Here is a 14,284-nt window from a genome sequence, read left to right on the forward strand (position 1 = left end):
TAATATGAAAAATATAATTTCAAAGTTATTTAGTATAATGTTAGTAAGTTTAGCATTATATAGCTGCAGTATGGACGACACAGAAACAGTGTTAAATCCCACTGCAACAACAGAACTCTCCGCTTCCGAAAGTGAACTTGTTCTTCTTAAAGAAAACGAGGGTCGTGATGCCTTATCGCTTAATTGGACGAAACCAGATTATGGCTATAATGCAACGCCTGAGTACATCGTATATTTCGATGTTGCTGGAAATAATTTTCAAAACGCCGTTAAAAGAGAAGTTGGTGACACCCTAGAATATTCGTTATTAACCGAACAGCTTAATACGATATTACAAACGCTGGAAGTTGAACCTGAAACAAAAACAACACTAGATGTAAAAGTTGAAGGTATAATTGGCACTTTTGAAATTGCTGCAGTATCTAACACTAACGCTATAGATGTAACAGGTTATGCCAATATATTAGACTTATCTTCAGACTGGGGGCTTGTTGGTAGCGCAACCGTTAATGGTTGGGATGGACCAGATATGCCATTCTACAAAACAAGTGATCCAGATATTTTTGCGGCCTATGTTACATTAATGGATGGTGAAATTAAAATTAGACAAGATAATAGTTGGGATGTAAACTATGGCGATACGGGTGCCGATGGTACTTTAGAACCAGGTGGAGACAATATTATTGTTACTGCAGGAACTTACAAAGTTACTTTTAATTACGGTACATTAACTTATAGCATAGAACCCTACACTTGGGGCTTAGTTGGCAGTGCAACAACAAACGGCTGGGACGGTCCAGACATGCCGCTTAGCTACGACCCGACTTCAGATCAATGGCGTGCCATTGTTAGCCTGGCGGAAGGTGAAATGAAATTTAGAAGAAATAATGATTGGAACTTTAATTACGGAGACACGGGAGACGATGGATCTTTAGACGATGGTGGCGATAACATTTTAGTTGAAGCTGGTAATTATCTAGTGACATTAAATTTAAACGATTTAACCTATTCATTAGAGCCTATTGAAAAACTTTGGGGGCTTGTTGGCGATGCGACACCTAATGGATGGGATGGTCCAGATACTGTAATGAATTTAAATTATGCTGAAGAAGGTGTTTGGTATTTAAACAATGTAACACTTACAAACGGTGCAATGAAGTTTAGAGCAAACAACGATTGGGGCATTAATTACGGAGACGATGGTGCCGATGGAACACTTGAAGATGGTGGTGCTAATATTGCGATTACAGCAGGTAATTACGATATTGTTTTAAACCTTTCAGACACCAGCAATCCTACGTATTCAATTACAAAAAACTAATCACACGAAAAGGGCTGTAACTAACATTACAGCCCTTTTTGTCTTTAATTTAAACCCACATGAAAAAAATATTACTCAGCATACTACTTATAGTTGTATCTCATTTTAGTTATTCACAATTAACTACAAACCCGAGTACGTTTAAAACTACTGAAGCAGTTACCATAACTATAGATATAAATTCTAATACGGCTTGTAATTCCCTAAACAATCCTTCAAAAGTATATATGCATTCCGGAATTGGAAACGACTCAAACCCATGGGGATATAGTGTTGTTGGAGACTGGGGAACCGATAACGGCGTAGGAGAAATGACTAACCAAGGCAATGGTATTTGGAGCATAACCATAACTCCAAAAACCTATTATAATTTAACCGACTCTCAAGCCAATTCGGCAACTAAAATGGGAATGGTTTTTAGAAATGCCTCTGGCAATCAAGAAATTAAAGCTTCAGGGTGTAAAGATTTCATTGCAAATGTAGGATACTTTCAAGTTACGTTAGGTAACCCTACAGAAAATAGCACAACCATAATTTCGGCAGGTGGAAATTTTACGATTACAGCTTCAAATAGCAACGGCAATGCAAACTATGCTTTGGCTAGTAATGGCACTACCATCAATGTAAAAACAAATGCAACTAGTTATTCTTACACACATTCAAACATTACAAGCAATCAAAATTACACCTTAACAGTGACCCAAGGTGCAGAAACGATTCAAAAATCATTTTCGGTTGTCGTAAACCCTGATACTATAACCCAAACCATGCCTAGCGGATTAGAAAACGGTATTAACTATAACTCAGGAGATGCTTCAAAAGCCACTTTGGTTCTAGATGCCCCTTTAAAAGATTTTGTGTATGTAGCTGGTAGTTTCAATAACTGGACGCCTACTTCGGCTTACGCCATGAAAAAAGACCCGGCTTCTGGGAAACTTTGGTTAGAATTAACTGGCTTAACCGCGCAAAAGATAGAAACCTATCAATATTGGGTGGTCGATGAAACACCTATAGCAAATTCACCTGTTATGGTAAAAACCGCCGATCCGTTTTCAACTTTAGTCTTATCTCCTTTTGATGACCCTGGAATTCCTGCAGGAACTTATCCGAATTTACCAGCTTACCCGGCTGGACAAGAACGTGAAGTTACAGTGCTTCAAACTGGAAAAAGCGCCTACAACTGGACGGTTACAAATTTCAATAAACCTAAAAAAGAAGACTTAATTATTTACGAGGTTTTAATTCGTGATTTTGATGCAGATAGAAATATTCAAGATTTAATTGATCGAATTGATTATTTCAAAAACCTAAATATTAATGCCATTCAATTGATGCCGATCATGGAATATGAAGGTAATGAAAGTTGGGGTTACAATACTTCTTTCCACATGGCTTTAGATAAGTTTTATGGTACGGAAGATAAGGTTAAAGAATTCATCGATTTATGCCACCAAAACGGTATTGCCGTTATTTTAGATATTGCTTTGAATCATGCCTACGGAAGAAACCCGATGGTACGTATGTGGATGAATGATCCTGATGGTGATGACTGGGGAGAGCCAAGTACTGAAAGTCCATATTTCAATACGGAAGCCAAACACAGCTACAGCGTTGGCATGGATTTTAACCACCAACAAGCAAAAACACAATACTATGTAGAGCGTGTTGTTAACCACTGGATTAACGAATTTAAAATTGATGGTTTCCGTTGGGATTTAACCAAAGGCTTCACGCAGCAATGTACAGCAACCGATGAATCTTGCACTAATGGATATAGTTCTGACCGTGTTGCTATTTTAAAACAATACGCCGATTATTCTTGGAGTTTAGATAACACACACTACGTTATTTTTGAACATTTAGGCACTGATACTGAAGAACAACAATGGGCAAACTACCGCATTGGAGAAGGTAAAGGTATTATGATGTGGGGCAAAATGACCAGCCCTTACAACCAACTGACTATGGGTTATGCTTCAAACTCGAACATTGATCGTATGGGGAACAAATCTCGAGGATTTACCGGCAAACGTCTAGTCGGTTATGCCGAAAGTCATGATGAGGAACGCCTAATGTATAAAAACTTACAATTTGGTGCTGTTAATGGTTCTTACAGCGTAAAGGATCTTAACACGGCTTTAAAAAGAATGGAAGCTTTGGGCGCCATTACCTTAACCATTCCGGGACCTAAAATGATTTGGCATTTTGGCGCATTGGGTATGGAAAACTCCATTTTTACATGCTCTGATGGTTCTGTTTCTAGTGATGATTCTTGTAAACTTAGCACAAAACCTCAACCACAGTGGACAAACAACTGGTTAGATGACCCGAATCGAAAATCGGTTTACGACACTTGGGCCCGATTGAACGACTTAAAAATTAACGAAGATGTTTTTGAAGGCGACTACAGCATTACTTCTGGAACTTTAACACCAAGAATTCGTGTTTGGAATACCAGCCTACCTACTTCACAATTAAATGATGTAGTTATCATTTCGAATTTTGATACGGCTGACAAGACAGTAAACCCAAATTTTGCCACTGGCGGCACGTGGTACGACTTAATGGACGAAACTGGAAACACAAGTATTCAAGCTACCGATGCTATTACACTTCAACCAGGAACCTTCAAAATTTATGGCAATCAACCTGCTAAAACATTAAGCGACGATCATGACCCTTTTGAAAACACGTTTATGATCTTCCCAAATCCGACAAGTCATAGTTTTAAAATTAATAAGACCGCTTCAAAAGTTCTTATCTACAATATTACTGGTCAATTGGTAAAACAGTTTAAGGGCAACCATAATAAAAATCAGGAATTTGACATTTCAAATCTCCCTTCAAATATCTACTTAGTTAAGATTATTAGACTTTCGGGTAATAATCAAACAATGAAGTTGATAAAACAATAGTTTTAGTTTAGTTTTTTTGTTTGGAAGAGGGCTTCAAAACTATGGTTTTGAAGTCTTTTTCATTGTAAAGCCTATTTATCGGGAAATGCATTTTTATGACCATACTTCTAATTTTAATGAAAGTGAGTCGATAAATTTCATGATTCATAAGTAATAAACCTTAACAAAACAGTTGAAATTAACCGAATAGCTTCTCCTATTTGAAACCCAAATCTAATATTCTTTTATATTTGTTTATCGACAAGTTATTATGAAACGAAAACTAGTTAGGTTAAAAAATAGCCCTCTGCCACAATTTCTTCAAAAACATAAGAAATACGCGCCACTCCTTTTCTTTATAGGTGGTTTTATTTTTGACACCCTAACTCTTGGTCGCATCGATAGGCTTTATGACCTTACCGTATTATGCTTGCACATGTCTGCCTTAACCCTAACCCTTTACTTATTTAACTTGGCAGACGATGGCAAATGGAAAAACACCTTTTTAGAACGTTTTGAAGCTTATTTCCCTTTGGCTATTCAATTTTTCTTTGGAGGTTTATCTAGTGCTTTTGTTATATACTTTTCTAGAAGTGTTTCCATTTCTAAAACAGCTTCTTTCTTTACTATTTTAGTGGTATTACTTTTAGCAAACGAGCTTTTAAAAAAGCGTATTTCTAATAAATATTTACAGTTTAGCATCTATTATTTTATCAGTTTTACCTTTTTCACTTTTATGATCCCAGTATTTTTAAGACAAATGGGGCATCTTATTTTTATCTGCTCGGGCTTAGTGAGCCTGGGAATTACGCTAACCTTAATTACAGTCATCTATAGAAGGAGTCCGAGTACGCGCTCTGAAATCCATTTAGTCAAGCTTATCACTTTAATCGTTTCTATTTACTTGGCGATAAATCTTTTTTACCATTTTAAGCTTATCCCACCAGTGCCTCTCGCCTTACAAACAGGCATTGTCGCTCATGATATCCAAGTAAAAAACAATGAATACATTGTCACTTACGAAAAGAAGAAGCCCTTCGTTTTTTGGAGAGATCACCGATCTAAATTTGTGCGTTCTAACGACAAACCTGTATATATTTTTTCATCCATTTTTGCTCCTACCGCGTTAAAAAAATCTATTATTCATCGCTGGCAGTGGTTTGATGTTACTAAAGACGACTGGGTAACTTACGATGATATTAGCTTCAATATTACTGGTGGCCGTAATGACGGTTTTCGAGGGTACACCTATAAGAACAATGTAAAACCTGGGCTTTGGCGCGTTGAAGTAATCACTCAAGAAGAACTTGTTCTTGGGATTATAGAATTTGAAATCATTATGGATGCCAACGAAAAACCGAAACGTTTAATTTCCAAAGCATTTTAAGTATTATTCTCAATGTTAATGGTTTTAACCACCCGACTTATTCATAATTTCATTTTACCTGTAAGCGTTAATTTTAGTTAAAAAACTAAAAGTCTTTAAACCTTTTTGAAATGTGGAAGTCCTAAGAGTATAATTTTAAAAACATTAAAGATGAAAAAAATAATATTGATTGCAATAGCACTTATAGGATTACAGGGGATTGCACAAGAACAAGGTAGAGAAGGCAGAAAACACCACAGAGGAGAACATGCAAAAATGGATTTGACGGCAGAGCAAATGGCAACGCTTCAAACCAAAAGAATGACATTAGCTTTAGATTTAAATGCTGCTCAGCAAACCGACATACAAGCCTTAAACTTAGAAAGAGCTACGAAACGCAAAGCTATGATGGCTGAACGCCAAGCGAATAAAGACAAGGAAGCGCCTAAAAAATTAACGAGCGAAGAACGTTATAACAAACAAATCGCCATGTTAGATGCTAAAATTGCTGAAAAAGCAAAATTGCAGAAAATTTTAAACAAAGAGCAGTTCGAAAACTTTGAAAAAATGATGAAACATAAGCAAAGAGTCGCTAAAAAAGGTAAACATGGTGACCGAAAAGGGAAACACCAAAATGGTTAAATCATAGAAGTTCGTTTATATTGGTTAGTTTAATTAAAAAGCCGCTTTTCTCCATGGAGAAAAGCGGCTTTTTGCGTGAATCATATATGCCAAATTACAAGCTTTTAAATTGCTCTATATTTGTAGCTTTCATAACTGCATCTAAATTATTCGTGTCGATACCAGAAATAAAGTCGGCCGGAACTACAACAACTCGAAACAACTGATTATCGGTCCATTCTGGAGTTAAATCTACCAAATTAAAAGTACCATTAGAATCTAGAAAAATCCTAACATCACCCTGAGTAAAATCGAAGTTATAAGTTAAAATAGCATTATTTTGTAAAAATGCCGTTTGCGGTAATAACCGCCAGATTTCAGTCCCGTTATCGGTTTCCCAAGAGATGTATGTTAAAACTACATCGGAAGGCAGTACATCGAAACCATAAGGCTCAATATGTTCAAAATTATTAGCTTGATCAAAATCGATTTCAATTTCAAAAGCCAGACCTACTAAACCATCTTCTCCAGGAGGTCCTACAGGTCCAGCAGGACCTTGATCGCCTTCACAAGAAGTAAATAGTATGGCTAAACAAAATAAGGCTATAATGTGTTTCATCTTTTTTAATTTTATTAATCGGTTTAAACTCTATTTTTATTAAAAATAAGCTTAATAAGTGAAATCAGCAATTTTTATTGCCAATTCGCAGGTTTTAGAAGCCTTGTTTTCATATTGGATATTTACAGGGTTAATCCATTACTCCACTTAAATTTAGCTGTGAATTTATATATTAATTATCCTTTTGTACAATTTCACCACCGTTTAACTCGGTAAAATTTTCTTGGTTAGGAGTTCCTTGGTAATAGATGCGTGTGCCATTATCGGCGGTAGCCTCAAGGTAATTTGAAGCTTGCACCCAACCATTTCCGCCATCGTCTGCTGTGATGGTGCAGTTAACCCCTTGTATAGGATTTGTTGCTTCCCATTCATTATACGGAAAGTCTAAGTTTAAACGACAACCATTAATTAATGATATATATTGATCGGTTGCAAAACCCTCTAAGGTACAACGACTACCATCTTGTAAATCGACATATAATTCATCGGCATCTAAATCCAAAAGCGCCATTTTAGCAGCATTTTCTAAACGCACATCAAGTATACTAACCCGCATGGCGTATTCATTATAAATTTCAGCAGCATCGAAACCTACAATATTTAACTCGTCGAAAGAGGTTTCAAAGGCATTGTCAAAATTTAAAATACCATTATTTTCGACTACAATGCTGTTAATATCTGGACTTTCGACTATCACGACAACATTACTGGCATCGGGACTAAGATCAGACACAAATAACACATCGTTATCTACAAACAAATCAACCTTATTTAAATTACCGTCACCTGTTAACTCAACTTCTTGGTTTGCCCCATAACGCAAAACTAAATTTATATTGTCTCCAACATTTAAAGCTGTAAACGAATCGAGATCAATAATTCCTCCTCCGTTGTTAATCCCGTCATCGTCTGAAGAACAGGACATCAATTGCATAATGAGTAATAAGGCTAATACTGAACTAATTTTTTTCATTCTTTTTTTTATTTTTTCAATTTTCTTTAAAATACCAATTATTCTATGGTTTACCAAAAAAACCAACAATAACAACCTTCTGAAATCCCATTCCATATGGAATAAAACATGCTAAACTAAAAAAGGCCTACCTTATTATTGGTAGACCTTTTAGATATCTTTATTATACTATAATTACAAGTCGTTACAGACTTTTTGAAACTTTATTTACCGCTTCAATAGTAAAATCTAAATCTTCATAACTCAACGCATCAGTAATAAACCAAGTTTCAAAAGCACTTGGTGCGATGTATACCCCTTCGTTTAATAATCCGTGAAAAAACTTTTTAAACGATTCGTTATTTCCCTTTGCTGCAGTTTCAAAATCTATCACTTCAGCTTCATCAAAATGCACCGAAATCATCGAGCCAACTCTATTAATAGTATGAGTTACTTTATTCTCGGCTAACACTTTGGCCATGCCTTCGTGTAAATATTTTGTCTTGGCTTCTAATCTTTCAAATATTTCGGCATCTTCATTTAATGTTTTCAACATGGCTAAACCTGCTGCCATCGCTAAAGGATTTCCACTTAAGGTTCCCGCCTGATACACCGGACCTAATGGTGCCAAATGATTCATAATTTCTGCTCTAGCAGCAAAAGCACCAACAGGTAATCCGCCACCAATCACTTTTCCGAAGCAAGCAATATCGGCATTTACACCATAGAGCTCTTGTGCCCCACCTTTTGCGAGTCTAAATCCAGACATCACCTCATCGAAAATCAGTAATATATTGTGTTCGTCGCAAAGCGTTCTTAAATTTTCAAGAAAATTATTTATAGGAGGAATGCAGCCCATATTTCCAGGAACCGGCTCAACAATAACACAAGCTATTTCATTTTTATTAGCCTCCATTAATGCTTTGACATTCTCAATATCATTGTAGTTTGCTAATAAGGTATCCTTGGCCGTTCCTTGGGTTACCCCAGGACTATTAGGCGTACCAAAAGTACTTAGACCACTCCCCGCTTGTATTAAAAACGAATCGGAATGCCCGTGGTAACAACCAGCAAACTTGATAATTTTATCTTTTCCTGTAAAACCACGAGCCAAACGCACGGCACTCATACAAGCTTCGGTTCCGGAATTTACGAATCTAATTTTATCAATATTAGGCACCATAGAAACGGCCAATTGCGCAATTTCTGTTTCAATTTCTGTAGGCATCCCAAAGGACGTTCCTTTTTTAGCTTTCTCAACAACAGCATCAACAACAGGTTGAAAAGCGTGCCCTAAAATCATAGGCCCCCAAGAATTGATGTAATCTATTAATCGGTTACCATCCTCGTCGTACAAATAAGCACCTTTGGCTTCTTTTACAAAAATTGGTGTTCCTCCAACACCTTTAAAAGCTCTTACTGGTGAATTTACACCACCTGGAATTACCTTTTCTGCTTCAGCAAATAATGCGCTGCTTCTTTTATAAATCATAACTCTTATTTTATTATGGTTCAACGACTAGAACTTGCCCAATACTTAAAGCCGTTCCTCGTAAACCATTTATTTTTTGAAGTTGTTCAACAGTCAAATTAAAGCGCTTAGAAATACCATAAAGGGTATCGCCTTTTTCTACAGTATAGGTATGACCTGACTGAACCGTTGTAGGCATTTCATATTTCACATACTTGTCACCCAAAACGGCCTCATCATACAAATACAGTTTATAGCGTTCTATAAGACTAATTAATTTGTCTGGATATTTTCTATCGGTGGCATAGCCTGCGGCTTTTAATCCTTTTGCCCAGCCTTTATAGTCTTCCTTTTTTAAATCGAATAATTTGGAATATCGTGATCTCTCACTTAAAAATAAGGAGTGGTCTCGAAACGAATATTTTGCATCTTTATATTTTCTAAAACACTCTTGATCGGCATCGTCATCATGATAAATTTTAGCACCTTTCCAACCATGACATTTAATTCCGAAATGATTGTTGGCTTCTACGGAAAGCCTGCCTTTACCCGATCCTGATTCTAAAATTCCTTGAGCTAAGGTAATACTTGCAGGAATGCCATAAAGTGCCATTTCCTGCTGAGCCGTTTCATGATAATTATAAATATATTCCTCTGTACTGCTAGCAAAAACTTTAGGAGCTGGCTTAACTACTTCTGGCTCTTGGTGTTTTTCAACTTCAGCTGGCTTTTGTTTTCTTGCAACATGTTCAGTGCGTTTGTGAGGCTTTTTAGTAACCACATGTTTTTTAGATTTACAACTAAAAACCACAACGGCCAAACAAAACACTAGTACTATTTTTCTCATTTCACAACATAATTAATGGTAAGTTCTTCTTTTTCAATAGGGCGTTCATACCTTCAATACCTTGTAAGCCTCCTGTATGAATGGCTAAAATTTTCGATCCTTTAGGGAAAAAACCTTTTTCTATTAAATCGAAAATCCCAAACAGCATTTTACCAGTATAAACGGGGTCCAAGGGAATTTTATAATCGGTTTTAAACTGATTGATAAACGCAACCAATTCTTCATTTATTTTGGCATAGCCTCCAAAATGATAGTCGGTAATCAATTCCCAATTGGATTGTTTTGCAAATTTACTAATATCTGATTTTAAAAAGTCCCCTTTTAGAGCAGGAAAACCTAAAACTTGTTGACGAGGTTTTGAACAATTTATAAGTCCTGAAATGGTTCCTCCAGTCCCTACAGCCGAGCAAATGTAATCGAACTCATTATCGGATTCAGTTAATATTTCTTCACACCCCTTTACGGCGAATGTATTGGTTCCACCTTCAGGAACATGATAGTAATCGCCAAATTCATCTTTTAAAGCTGCAATAAAATCTGATGAAGATTTTCGTCTATATGCCTCGCGCGTCACAAATTTAAAACGCATACCGCGTTGTTTCGCAAAACTTAAGGTTGGGTTTTTATCTATTTCAGTCCACAATTCTTCACCGCGAATTATGCCAACGGTTTTAAATCCGAATAACTGCCCTGCCGCTGCAACTGCCGCAATATGGTTGGAATAAGCTCCGCCAAAAGTCACAAGCGTTTTAATTCCTTTTTTTTGGGCCTCTAATACGTTATATTTTAATTTTCGGTATTTATTTCCAGATACAAACGGATGAATGGCATCTTCTCGTTTTACGTACAATTCAACGTCTTTATGATGAAGATCAACTTGCTGGTTAACGCTATTTTCAAGCTTAAATATCATAGTTGCGAAGATACTTTAAAAATGCCCAAAACTGGCGTGATTTTAAATATTCTAAATCTGTTTCATGAGCATAAGCTTCGCGTTCAAAAGAAATATTTCGATAAGCCTTTTTCCAATTTGAACACCACAACCAACGCCATAAAAACTCCAATACATAAAACAAATAAAAGGGTAGCACCAGCATTTCGAGCTGTTGTTTAAGGTGAATACGCTCATGATTTAATAGTACCTTATCTTCTAAAAGTTGTTTCTTTTTTAAAATGATAAAAGGGTAAAGAGTTAGTCCCAAATACCCTTTTGGAATCAAATATTTAGAGATAAAAACCATGGATTTCTTAATTTTGGATAAGTTACAAAAGATATAAATCTCTTCCACCATAAACCGTATTACACTATCTTTGTTTATAATGAAAAAAATAATACCTCTTGAAGAAGGCGATTATTACCTCACACCAGAAGGGTATCGCTGTTTTACGGAAAAATACCATTTAAGACGTGGTTATTGTTGCCAAAGTGGTTGTCGCCATTGTCCTTACGGTTACGATAAAAATAGACAAACGACAAACCCCTAAATTGTAGGCGGCAGTTCAAAAAAACACTTAACTGGTACAATTCTTGATGCTTAAGAAAGAAATATGATCATTTTAAATCAACTGTCCTATGAAACATCTTTTTAAAATATTATCCCTAGTACTTATAGCTGTTGTATTGACTTCATGCAACTCGATTAAAGTCGCTACTGATTACGACCAGAACAAAGATTTCAGCAAATACAAAACCTTTGCATTCTTTAAAAACGGTATTGATAAAGCCGAAATTAGCGATTTAGATAAGCGCCGTATTCTTAGAGCCATTGAGGCCGAACTTTTAAGCAAAGGAATGACTAAATCTGAAAATCCAGATATCCTCATTAGTTTATTTACTAAATCCAACCAACGCGTAGACGTTTACAACAACACTTGGGGCTATGGCGCCTGGGGTTGGGGCGGTTGGGGTCCTGGCTGGGGCATGGGACCTGGTTGGGGTTGGGGCTGGGATCAGCCTAGTGTTTCAACAAGCACCGAAGGCCAGTTATACATAGACCTTATTGATGCTCAAAGTCATGAATTGGTATGGCAAGGTTTAGGCACCGGATTCCTCACCCAAAATATGGAGAAAAAAGAAGCCCTAATTAAGGAATTTGTTGCTAAAATTATGGCAGAGTATCCTCCAGGAATGGAACAAAAGAAATAATTATAAAAAAAGACTGTTTAAAATTTTAAACAGTCTTTTTTTATTTAACGGAAACGTTTCAATGTCTTTTTGGTAAACTTACTTAAAACCAATCGGCCACTAATTTCGGCGCGTTCGGCTAAAAGAGCGTCCCAGTGATCGGTTGCTTCCCAAAAAACAGTCTTCATTTCTTTTAACGCTTCAGGGTTGTAGCTTGCCAGTTTTTCTGTGAGACTTAACACAGCCAAATCCAATTCTTCTACGGTATTAAAAACCTCTCCGTATAAACCTTTATCTTTTGCAAACTCGGCTGAGAAAAATTCCTCGGCATTTATTGTCATTTGCGACATGGCCGTATTACCTATTTTTCTAGTAACTGCAGGTTCTATAACAAAGGGACCAATTCCTATACTTAACTCACTTAACTTTACAGAAGCATATTGTGTCGCCAAGCAATAATCGGCAGCCGCAGCAATACCAACACCTCCTCCAACAGCCTTACCTTGTACACGTCCTATAATCAGTTTAGGACAAGTACGCATGGCATTGATAACCTTAGCGAAGCCAGAAAAAAATTGTTGCCCTGTTTCTGCATCTTCAATCTCTATCAACTCATTAAAACTAGCTCCAGCACAAAACGTGCGGTCTCCCCCACTTTTTAAAACAATCACTTTAATGTCTGGATGTTTTCCTGCTGTGGTTATGGTTTCAGAGAGTTTTTGCAAAACATCACTGGGCATAGAATTTCTATTAGGATGAAAAAACTCAATGTGTCCCACTTTATTTTCTATATTTAAGCTTACGTAGGCTTCCATAAATTCAGAATAATTTGGGTTGAATATACATAAAAAAAACAGTAACACTTGTTACCTTCGTTTTAATTAAAGGGAAATATATTTACAGAAAAACAATCATAACTTATGGGCATATTTAGTTTTCTATTCGGTAACAAAAATGAAAAAATCAAGGATTTTAAATCGCGAAATGCTATTGTTTTAGATGTTAGAACCGTTTCAGAATACGAACAGAGCGCTATTCCGGGATCGCAAAATGTACCATTACAAACGCTTAGTTCTAAGATTGAAAGCATCAAGAAACTTCAAAGACCTGTAATTACTTGCTGTGCGAGTGGTGTACGATCGGCAAGTGCTGCTGCTATTTTAAAATCTAATAGTATTGAAGCCATAAATGGAGGTGGCTGGATGTCCTTATATAAAAAACTAGAGCTTTAAACCTTTAAAATCATCGACTTGGTCAATAGTCATTTGGTTGTATTCTAAAGTCCAACCTAAAGAATTGGTTAGAATATAAAATTTAGACAACTCACTAATCAAACGGTTTTTGGCATTGGTTTTTAATTGCGATTGATTTATCTTTTTCTTTAAAGACGCATTAACAATGTTTTTAATCTTATTGTAATCTTGAGCCTCAAAGGGATTTAAAAAATCGGCTTGCACATCGTAGTATTCAAAATCGGGACTAATGGTGATTTCTTCTTCGGGAATCTTTAAAATCGATAGTGTTTTTGTGGCTTCATCAAGTTTAAATTCAATTTTACTTAAATCGTAGGCCACAGTAACGTCGGCATTGACTACCACTAAAGCTTTCTTTTCAAAGGTGAGATAATTCCCTAAAAGGTCTTTTGAATTTTGATAGTTAAAAACCTGACTAAAATGACCTTCGGTAACCACCAGCTTTCCAACATTATTAATTTGCTGTTGAATAAGTGCCGTGTTTTCTACAAGCCTAGTTTTTTCAGCTTTTTGTGTTTCACAAGACTTGGCTGCGTAAAGCACAACCAAAGTAATAACAACACCAATTAAAATTTTTCGCATGTACTAAGTTAGAAAAATTTTCATTCTTAAAACAAAAAAACATCGGTTCCTTCGACAGATGAAGTCTACCAATGTTATTAAGTTGTCTAAACTAAACAGTTCAAAGATACAGGAGATTTAGAGGTTAAGTATTACCGAATCGTTAAACAAATCTTATGTTATGTTAAACCTCACGGATAACAAAATTTGGCACAAAAAAAGCACCAATGGCCCCCTTTTAAACTTGGCTCATG

15 protein-coding genes are annotated in these 14,284 nt (G+C 36.2%); 7 read left to right on the forward strand and 8 right to left on the reverse strand.

Annotated features, from left to right (window positions below; all coding sequences use genetic code 11):
- Window positions 1-4 precede the first annotated feature (4 nt).
- The 4 genes from JJL45_RS15455 to JJL45_RS15470 all read left to right on the forward strand — a co-directional run bounded on the left by JJL45_RS15455 (window position 5) and on the right by JJL45_RS15470 (window position 6,223).
- Window positions 5-1,321 carry a SusE domain-containing protein gene (locus JJL45_RS15455; RefSeq protein ID WP_082935991.1) on the forward strand — a complete coding sequence of 439 codons (1,317 nt, stop codon included), beginning with the start codon at window positions 5-7 and terminating at the stop codon, window positions 1,319-1,321.
- Window positions 1,322-1,380: 59 nt separating this feature from the next.
- Window positions 1,381-4,236 carry an alpha-amylase family glycosyl hydrolase gene (locus JJL45_RS15460; RefSeq protein ID WP_068604828.1) on the forward strand — a complete coding sequence of 952 codons (2,856 nt, stop codon included), beginning with the start codon at window positions 1,381-1,383 and terminating at the stop codon, window positions 4,234-4,236.
- A gap of 250 nt (window positions 4,237-4,486) precedes the next feature.
- On the forward strand, window positions 4,487-5,602 hold the full coding sequence (locus tag JJL45_RS15465; protein WP_068604832.1) for a DUF2914 domain-containing protein: 1,116 nt from the start codon (window positions 4,487-4,489) through the stop codon (window positions 5,600-5,602).
- Window positions 5,603-5,752: 150 nt separating this feature from the next.
- The gene (locus JJL45_RS15470) at window positions 5,753-6,223 is read left to right on the forward strand and encodes a Spy/CpxP family protein refolding chaperone (protein ID WP_068604833.1); all 471 of its coding nucleotides are present in this window, start codon (window positions 5,753-5,755) and stop codon (window positions 6,221-6,223) included.
- 94 nt (window positions 6,224-6,317) lie between these two features.
- On the opposite strand, the gene JJL45_RS15475 is transcribed toward JJL45_RS15470, so the two are convergent.
- The 6 genes from JJL45_RS15475 to JJL45_RS15500 form a co-directional block, all read right to left on the reverse strand.
- A complete protein-coding gene (locus JJL45_RS15475; protein WP_068604834.1) occupies window positions 6,318-6,821 on the reverse strand; it encodes a hypothetical protein in 504 nt (167 codons plus the stop codon).
- Window positions 6,822-6,993: 172 nt separating this feature from the next.
- Complete coding sequence (locus JJL45_RS15480) at window positions 6,994-7,794, reverse strand: GIN domain-containing protein (protein ID WP_202664193.1); 801 nt, start codon at window positions 7,792-7,794, stop codon at window positions 6,994-6,996.
- A gap of 184 nt (window positions 7,795-7,978) precedes the next feature.
- Entirely contained in the window at window positions 7,979-9,265 is a 1,287-nt protein-coding gene (gene hemL / locus JJL45_RS15485) for a glutamate-1-semialdehyde 2,1-aminomutase (RefSeq protein ID WP_068604840.1), read from the reverse strand.
- A gap of 13 nt (window positions 9,266-9,278) precedes the next feature.
- The gene (locus JJL45_RS15490) at window positions 9,279-10,091 is read right to left on the reverse strand and encodes a glucosaminidase domain-containing protein (RefSeq protein WP_068604842.1); all 813 of its coding nucleotides are present in this window, start codon (window positions 10,089-10,091) and stop codon (window positions 9,279-9,281) included.
- A 1-nt stretch (window position 10,092) separates the two neighbouring features.
- Window positions 10,093-11,004: a 1-aminocyclopropane-1-carboxylate deaminase/D-cysteine desulfhydrase gene (locus tag JJL45_RS15495; RefSeq protein WP_068604844.1), complete on the reverse strand. Its 912-nt coding sequence runs from the start codon at window positions 11,002-11,004 to the stop codon at window positions 10,093-10,095.
- The gene (locus JJL45_RS15500; protein WP_068604845.1) at window positions 10,994-11,332 is read right to left on the reverse strand and encodes a hypothetical protein; all 339 of its coding nucleotides are present in this window, start codon (window positions 11,330-11,332) and stop codon (window positions 10,994-10,996) included. Before JJL45_RS15500 ends, JJL45_RS15495 begins: the two co-directional genes overlap by 11 nt.
- A 79-nt stretch (window positions 11,333-11,411) precedes the next feature.
- Between JJL45_RS15500 and JJL45_RS15505 the strand changes: the two genes are divergently transcribed.
- Both JJL45_RS15505 and JJL45_RS15510 read left to right on the forward strand, forming a co-directional pair.
- The gene (locus JJL45_RS15505) at window positions 11,412-11,576 is read left to right on the forward strand and encodes a DUF5522 domain-containing protein (protein WP_202664194.1); all 165 of its coding nucleotides are present in this window, start codon (window positions 11,412-11,414) and stop codon (window positions 11,574-11,576) included.
- 88 nt (window positions 11,577-11,664) lie between these two features.
- On the forward strand, window positions 11,665-12,237 hold the full coding sequence (locus JJL45_RS15510) for a DUF4136 domain-containing protein (RefSeq protein WP_068604847.1): 573 nt from the start codon (window positions 11,665-11,667) through the stop codon (window positions 12,235-12,237).
- 44 nt (window positions 12,238-12,281) lie between these two features.
- Here the strand turns inward: JJL45_RS15510 and JJL45_RS15515 are convergent, their stop codons facing one another.
- Entirely contained in the window at window positions 12,282-13,031 is a 750-nt protein-coding gene (locus JJL45_RS15515; RefSeq protein ID WP_068604850.1) for an enoyl-CoA hydratase/isomerase family protein, read from the reverse strand.
- A 105-nt stretch (window positions 13,032-13,136) separates the two neighbouring features.
- On the opposite strand from JJL45_RS15515, the gene JJL45_RS15520 reads away from it, so the two are divergent.
- The gene (locus JJL45_RS15520; protein WP_068604852.1) at window positions 13,137-13,448 is read left to right on the forward strand and encodes a rhodanese-like domain-containing protein; all 312 of its coding nucleotides are present in this window, start codon (window positions 13,137-13,139) and stop codon (window positions 13,446-13,448) included.
- Here the strand turns inward: JJL45_RS15520 and JJL45_RS15525 are convergent.
- Window positions 13,437-14,051 carry a DUF4230 domain-containing protein gene (locus JJL45_RS15525; protein WP_068604855.1) on the reverse strand — a complete coding sequence of 205 codons (615 nt, stop codon included), beginning with the start codon at window positions 14,049-14,051 and terminating at the stop codon, window positions 13,437-13,439. The genes JJL45_RS15520 and JJL45_RS15525 overlap by 12 nt on opposite strands.
- Window positions 14,052-14,284 lie beyond the last annotated feature (233 nt).

Origin of the sequence: Tamlana sp. s12 (genome assembly GCF_016767215.1) — a bacterium.
Classification (GTDB): domain Bacteria; phylum Bacteroidota; class Bacteroidia; order Flavobacteriales; family Flavobacteriaceae; genus Pseudotamlana; species Pseudotamlana agarivorans.

Bases quoted from the DNA above. Each gene is read 5' to 3' on its own strand.
- JJL45_RS15500 (WP_068604845.1), bottom strand. From the start codon at position 11,332: ATGGTTTTTATCTCTAAATATTTGATTCCAAAAGGGTATTTGGGACTA.
- JJL45_RS15525 (WP_068604855.1), bottom strand. From the start codon at position 14,051: ATGCGAAAAATTTTAATTGGTGTTGTTATTACTTTGGTTGTGCTTTAC.
- JJL45_RS15475 (WP_068604834.1), bottom strand. From the start codon at position 6,821: ATGAAACACATTATAGCCTTATTTTGTTTAGCCATACTATTTACTTCT.
- JJL45_RS15465 (WP_068604832.1), top strand. From the start codon at position 4,487: ATGAAACGAAAACTAGTTAGGTTAAAAAATAGCCCTCTGCCACAATTT.
- JJL45_RS15480 (WP_202664193.1), bottom strand. From the start codon at position 7,794: ATGAAAAAAATTAGTTCAGTATTAGCCTTATTACTCATTATGCAATTG.
- JJL45_RS15520 (WP_068604852.1), top strand. From the start codon at position 13,137: ATGGGCATATTTAGTTTTCTATTCGGTAACAAAAATGAAAAAATCAAG.
- JJL45_RS15470 (WP_068604833.1), top strand. From the start codon at position 5,753: ATGAAAAAAATAATATTGATTGCAATAGCACTTATAGGATTACAGGGG.
- JJL45_RS15460 (WP_068604828.1), top strand. From the start codon at position 1,381: ATGAAAAAAATATTACTCAGCATACTACTTATAGTTGTATCTCATTTT.
- JJL45_RS15505 (WP_202664194.1), top strand. From the start codon at position 11,412: ATGAAAAAAATAATACCTCTTGAAGAAGGCGATTATTACCTCACACCA.
- JJL45_RS15495 (WP_068604844.1), bottom strand. From the start codon at position 11,004: ATGATATTTAAGCTTGAAAATAGCGTTAACCAGCAAGTTGATCTTCAT.
- hemL (WP_068604840.1), bottom strand. From the start codon at position 9,265: ATGATTTATAAAAGAAGCAGCGCATTATTTGCTGAAGCAGAAAAGGTA.
- JJL45_RS15515 (WP_068604850.1), bottom strand. From the start codon at position 13,031: ATGGAAGCCTACGTAAGCTTAAATATAGAAAATAAAGTGGGACACATT.
- JJL45_RS15455 (WP_082935991.1), top strand. From the start codon at position 5: ATGAAAAATATAATTTCAAAGTTATTTAGTATAATGTTAGTAAGTTTA.
- JJL45_RS15510 (WP_068604847.1), top strand. From the start codon at position 11,665: ATGAAACATCTTTTTAAAATATTATCCCTAGTACTTATAGCTGTTGTA.
- JJL45_RS15490 (WP_068604842.1), bottom strand. From the start codon at position 10,091: ATGAGAAAAATAGTACTAGTGTTTTGTTTGGCCGTTGTGGTTTTTAGT.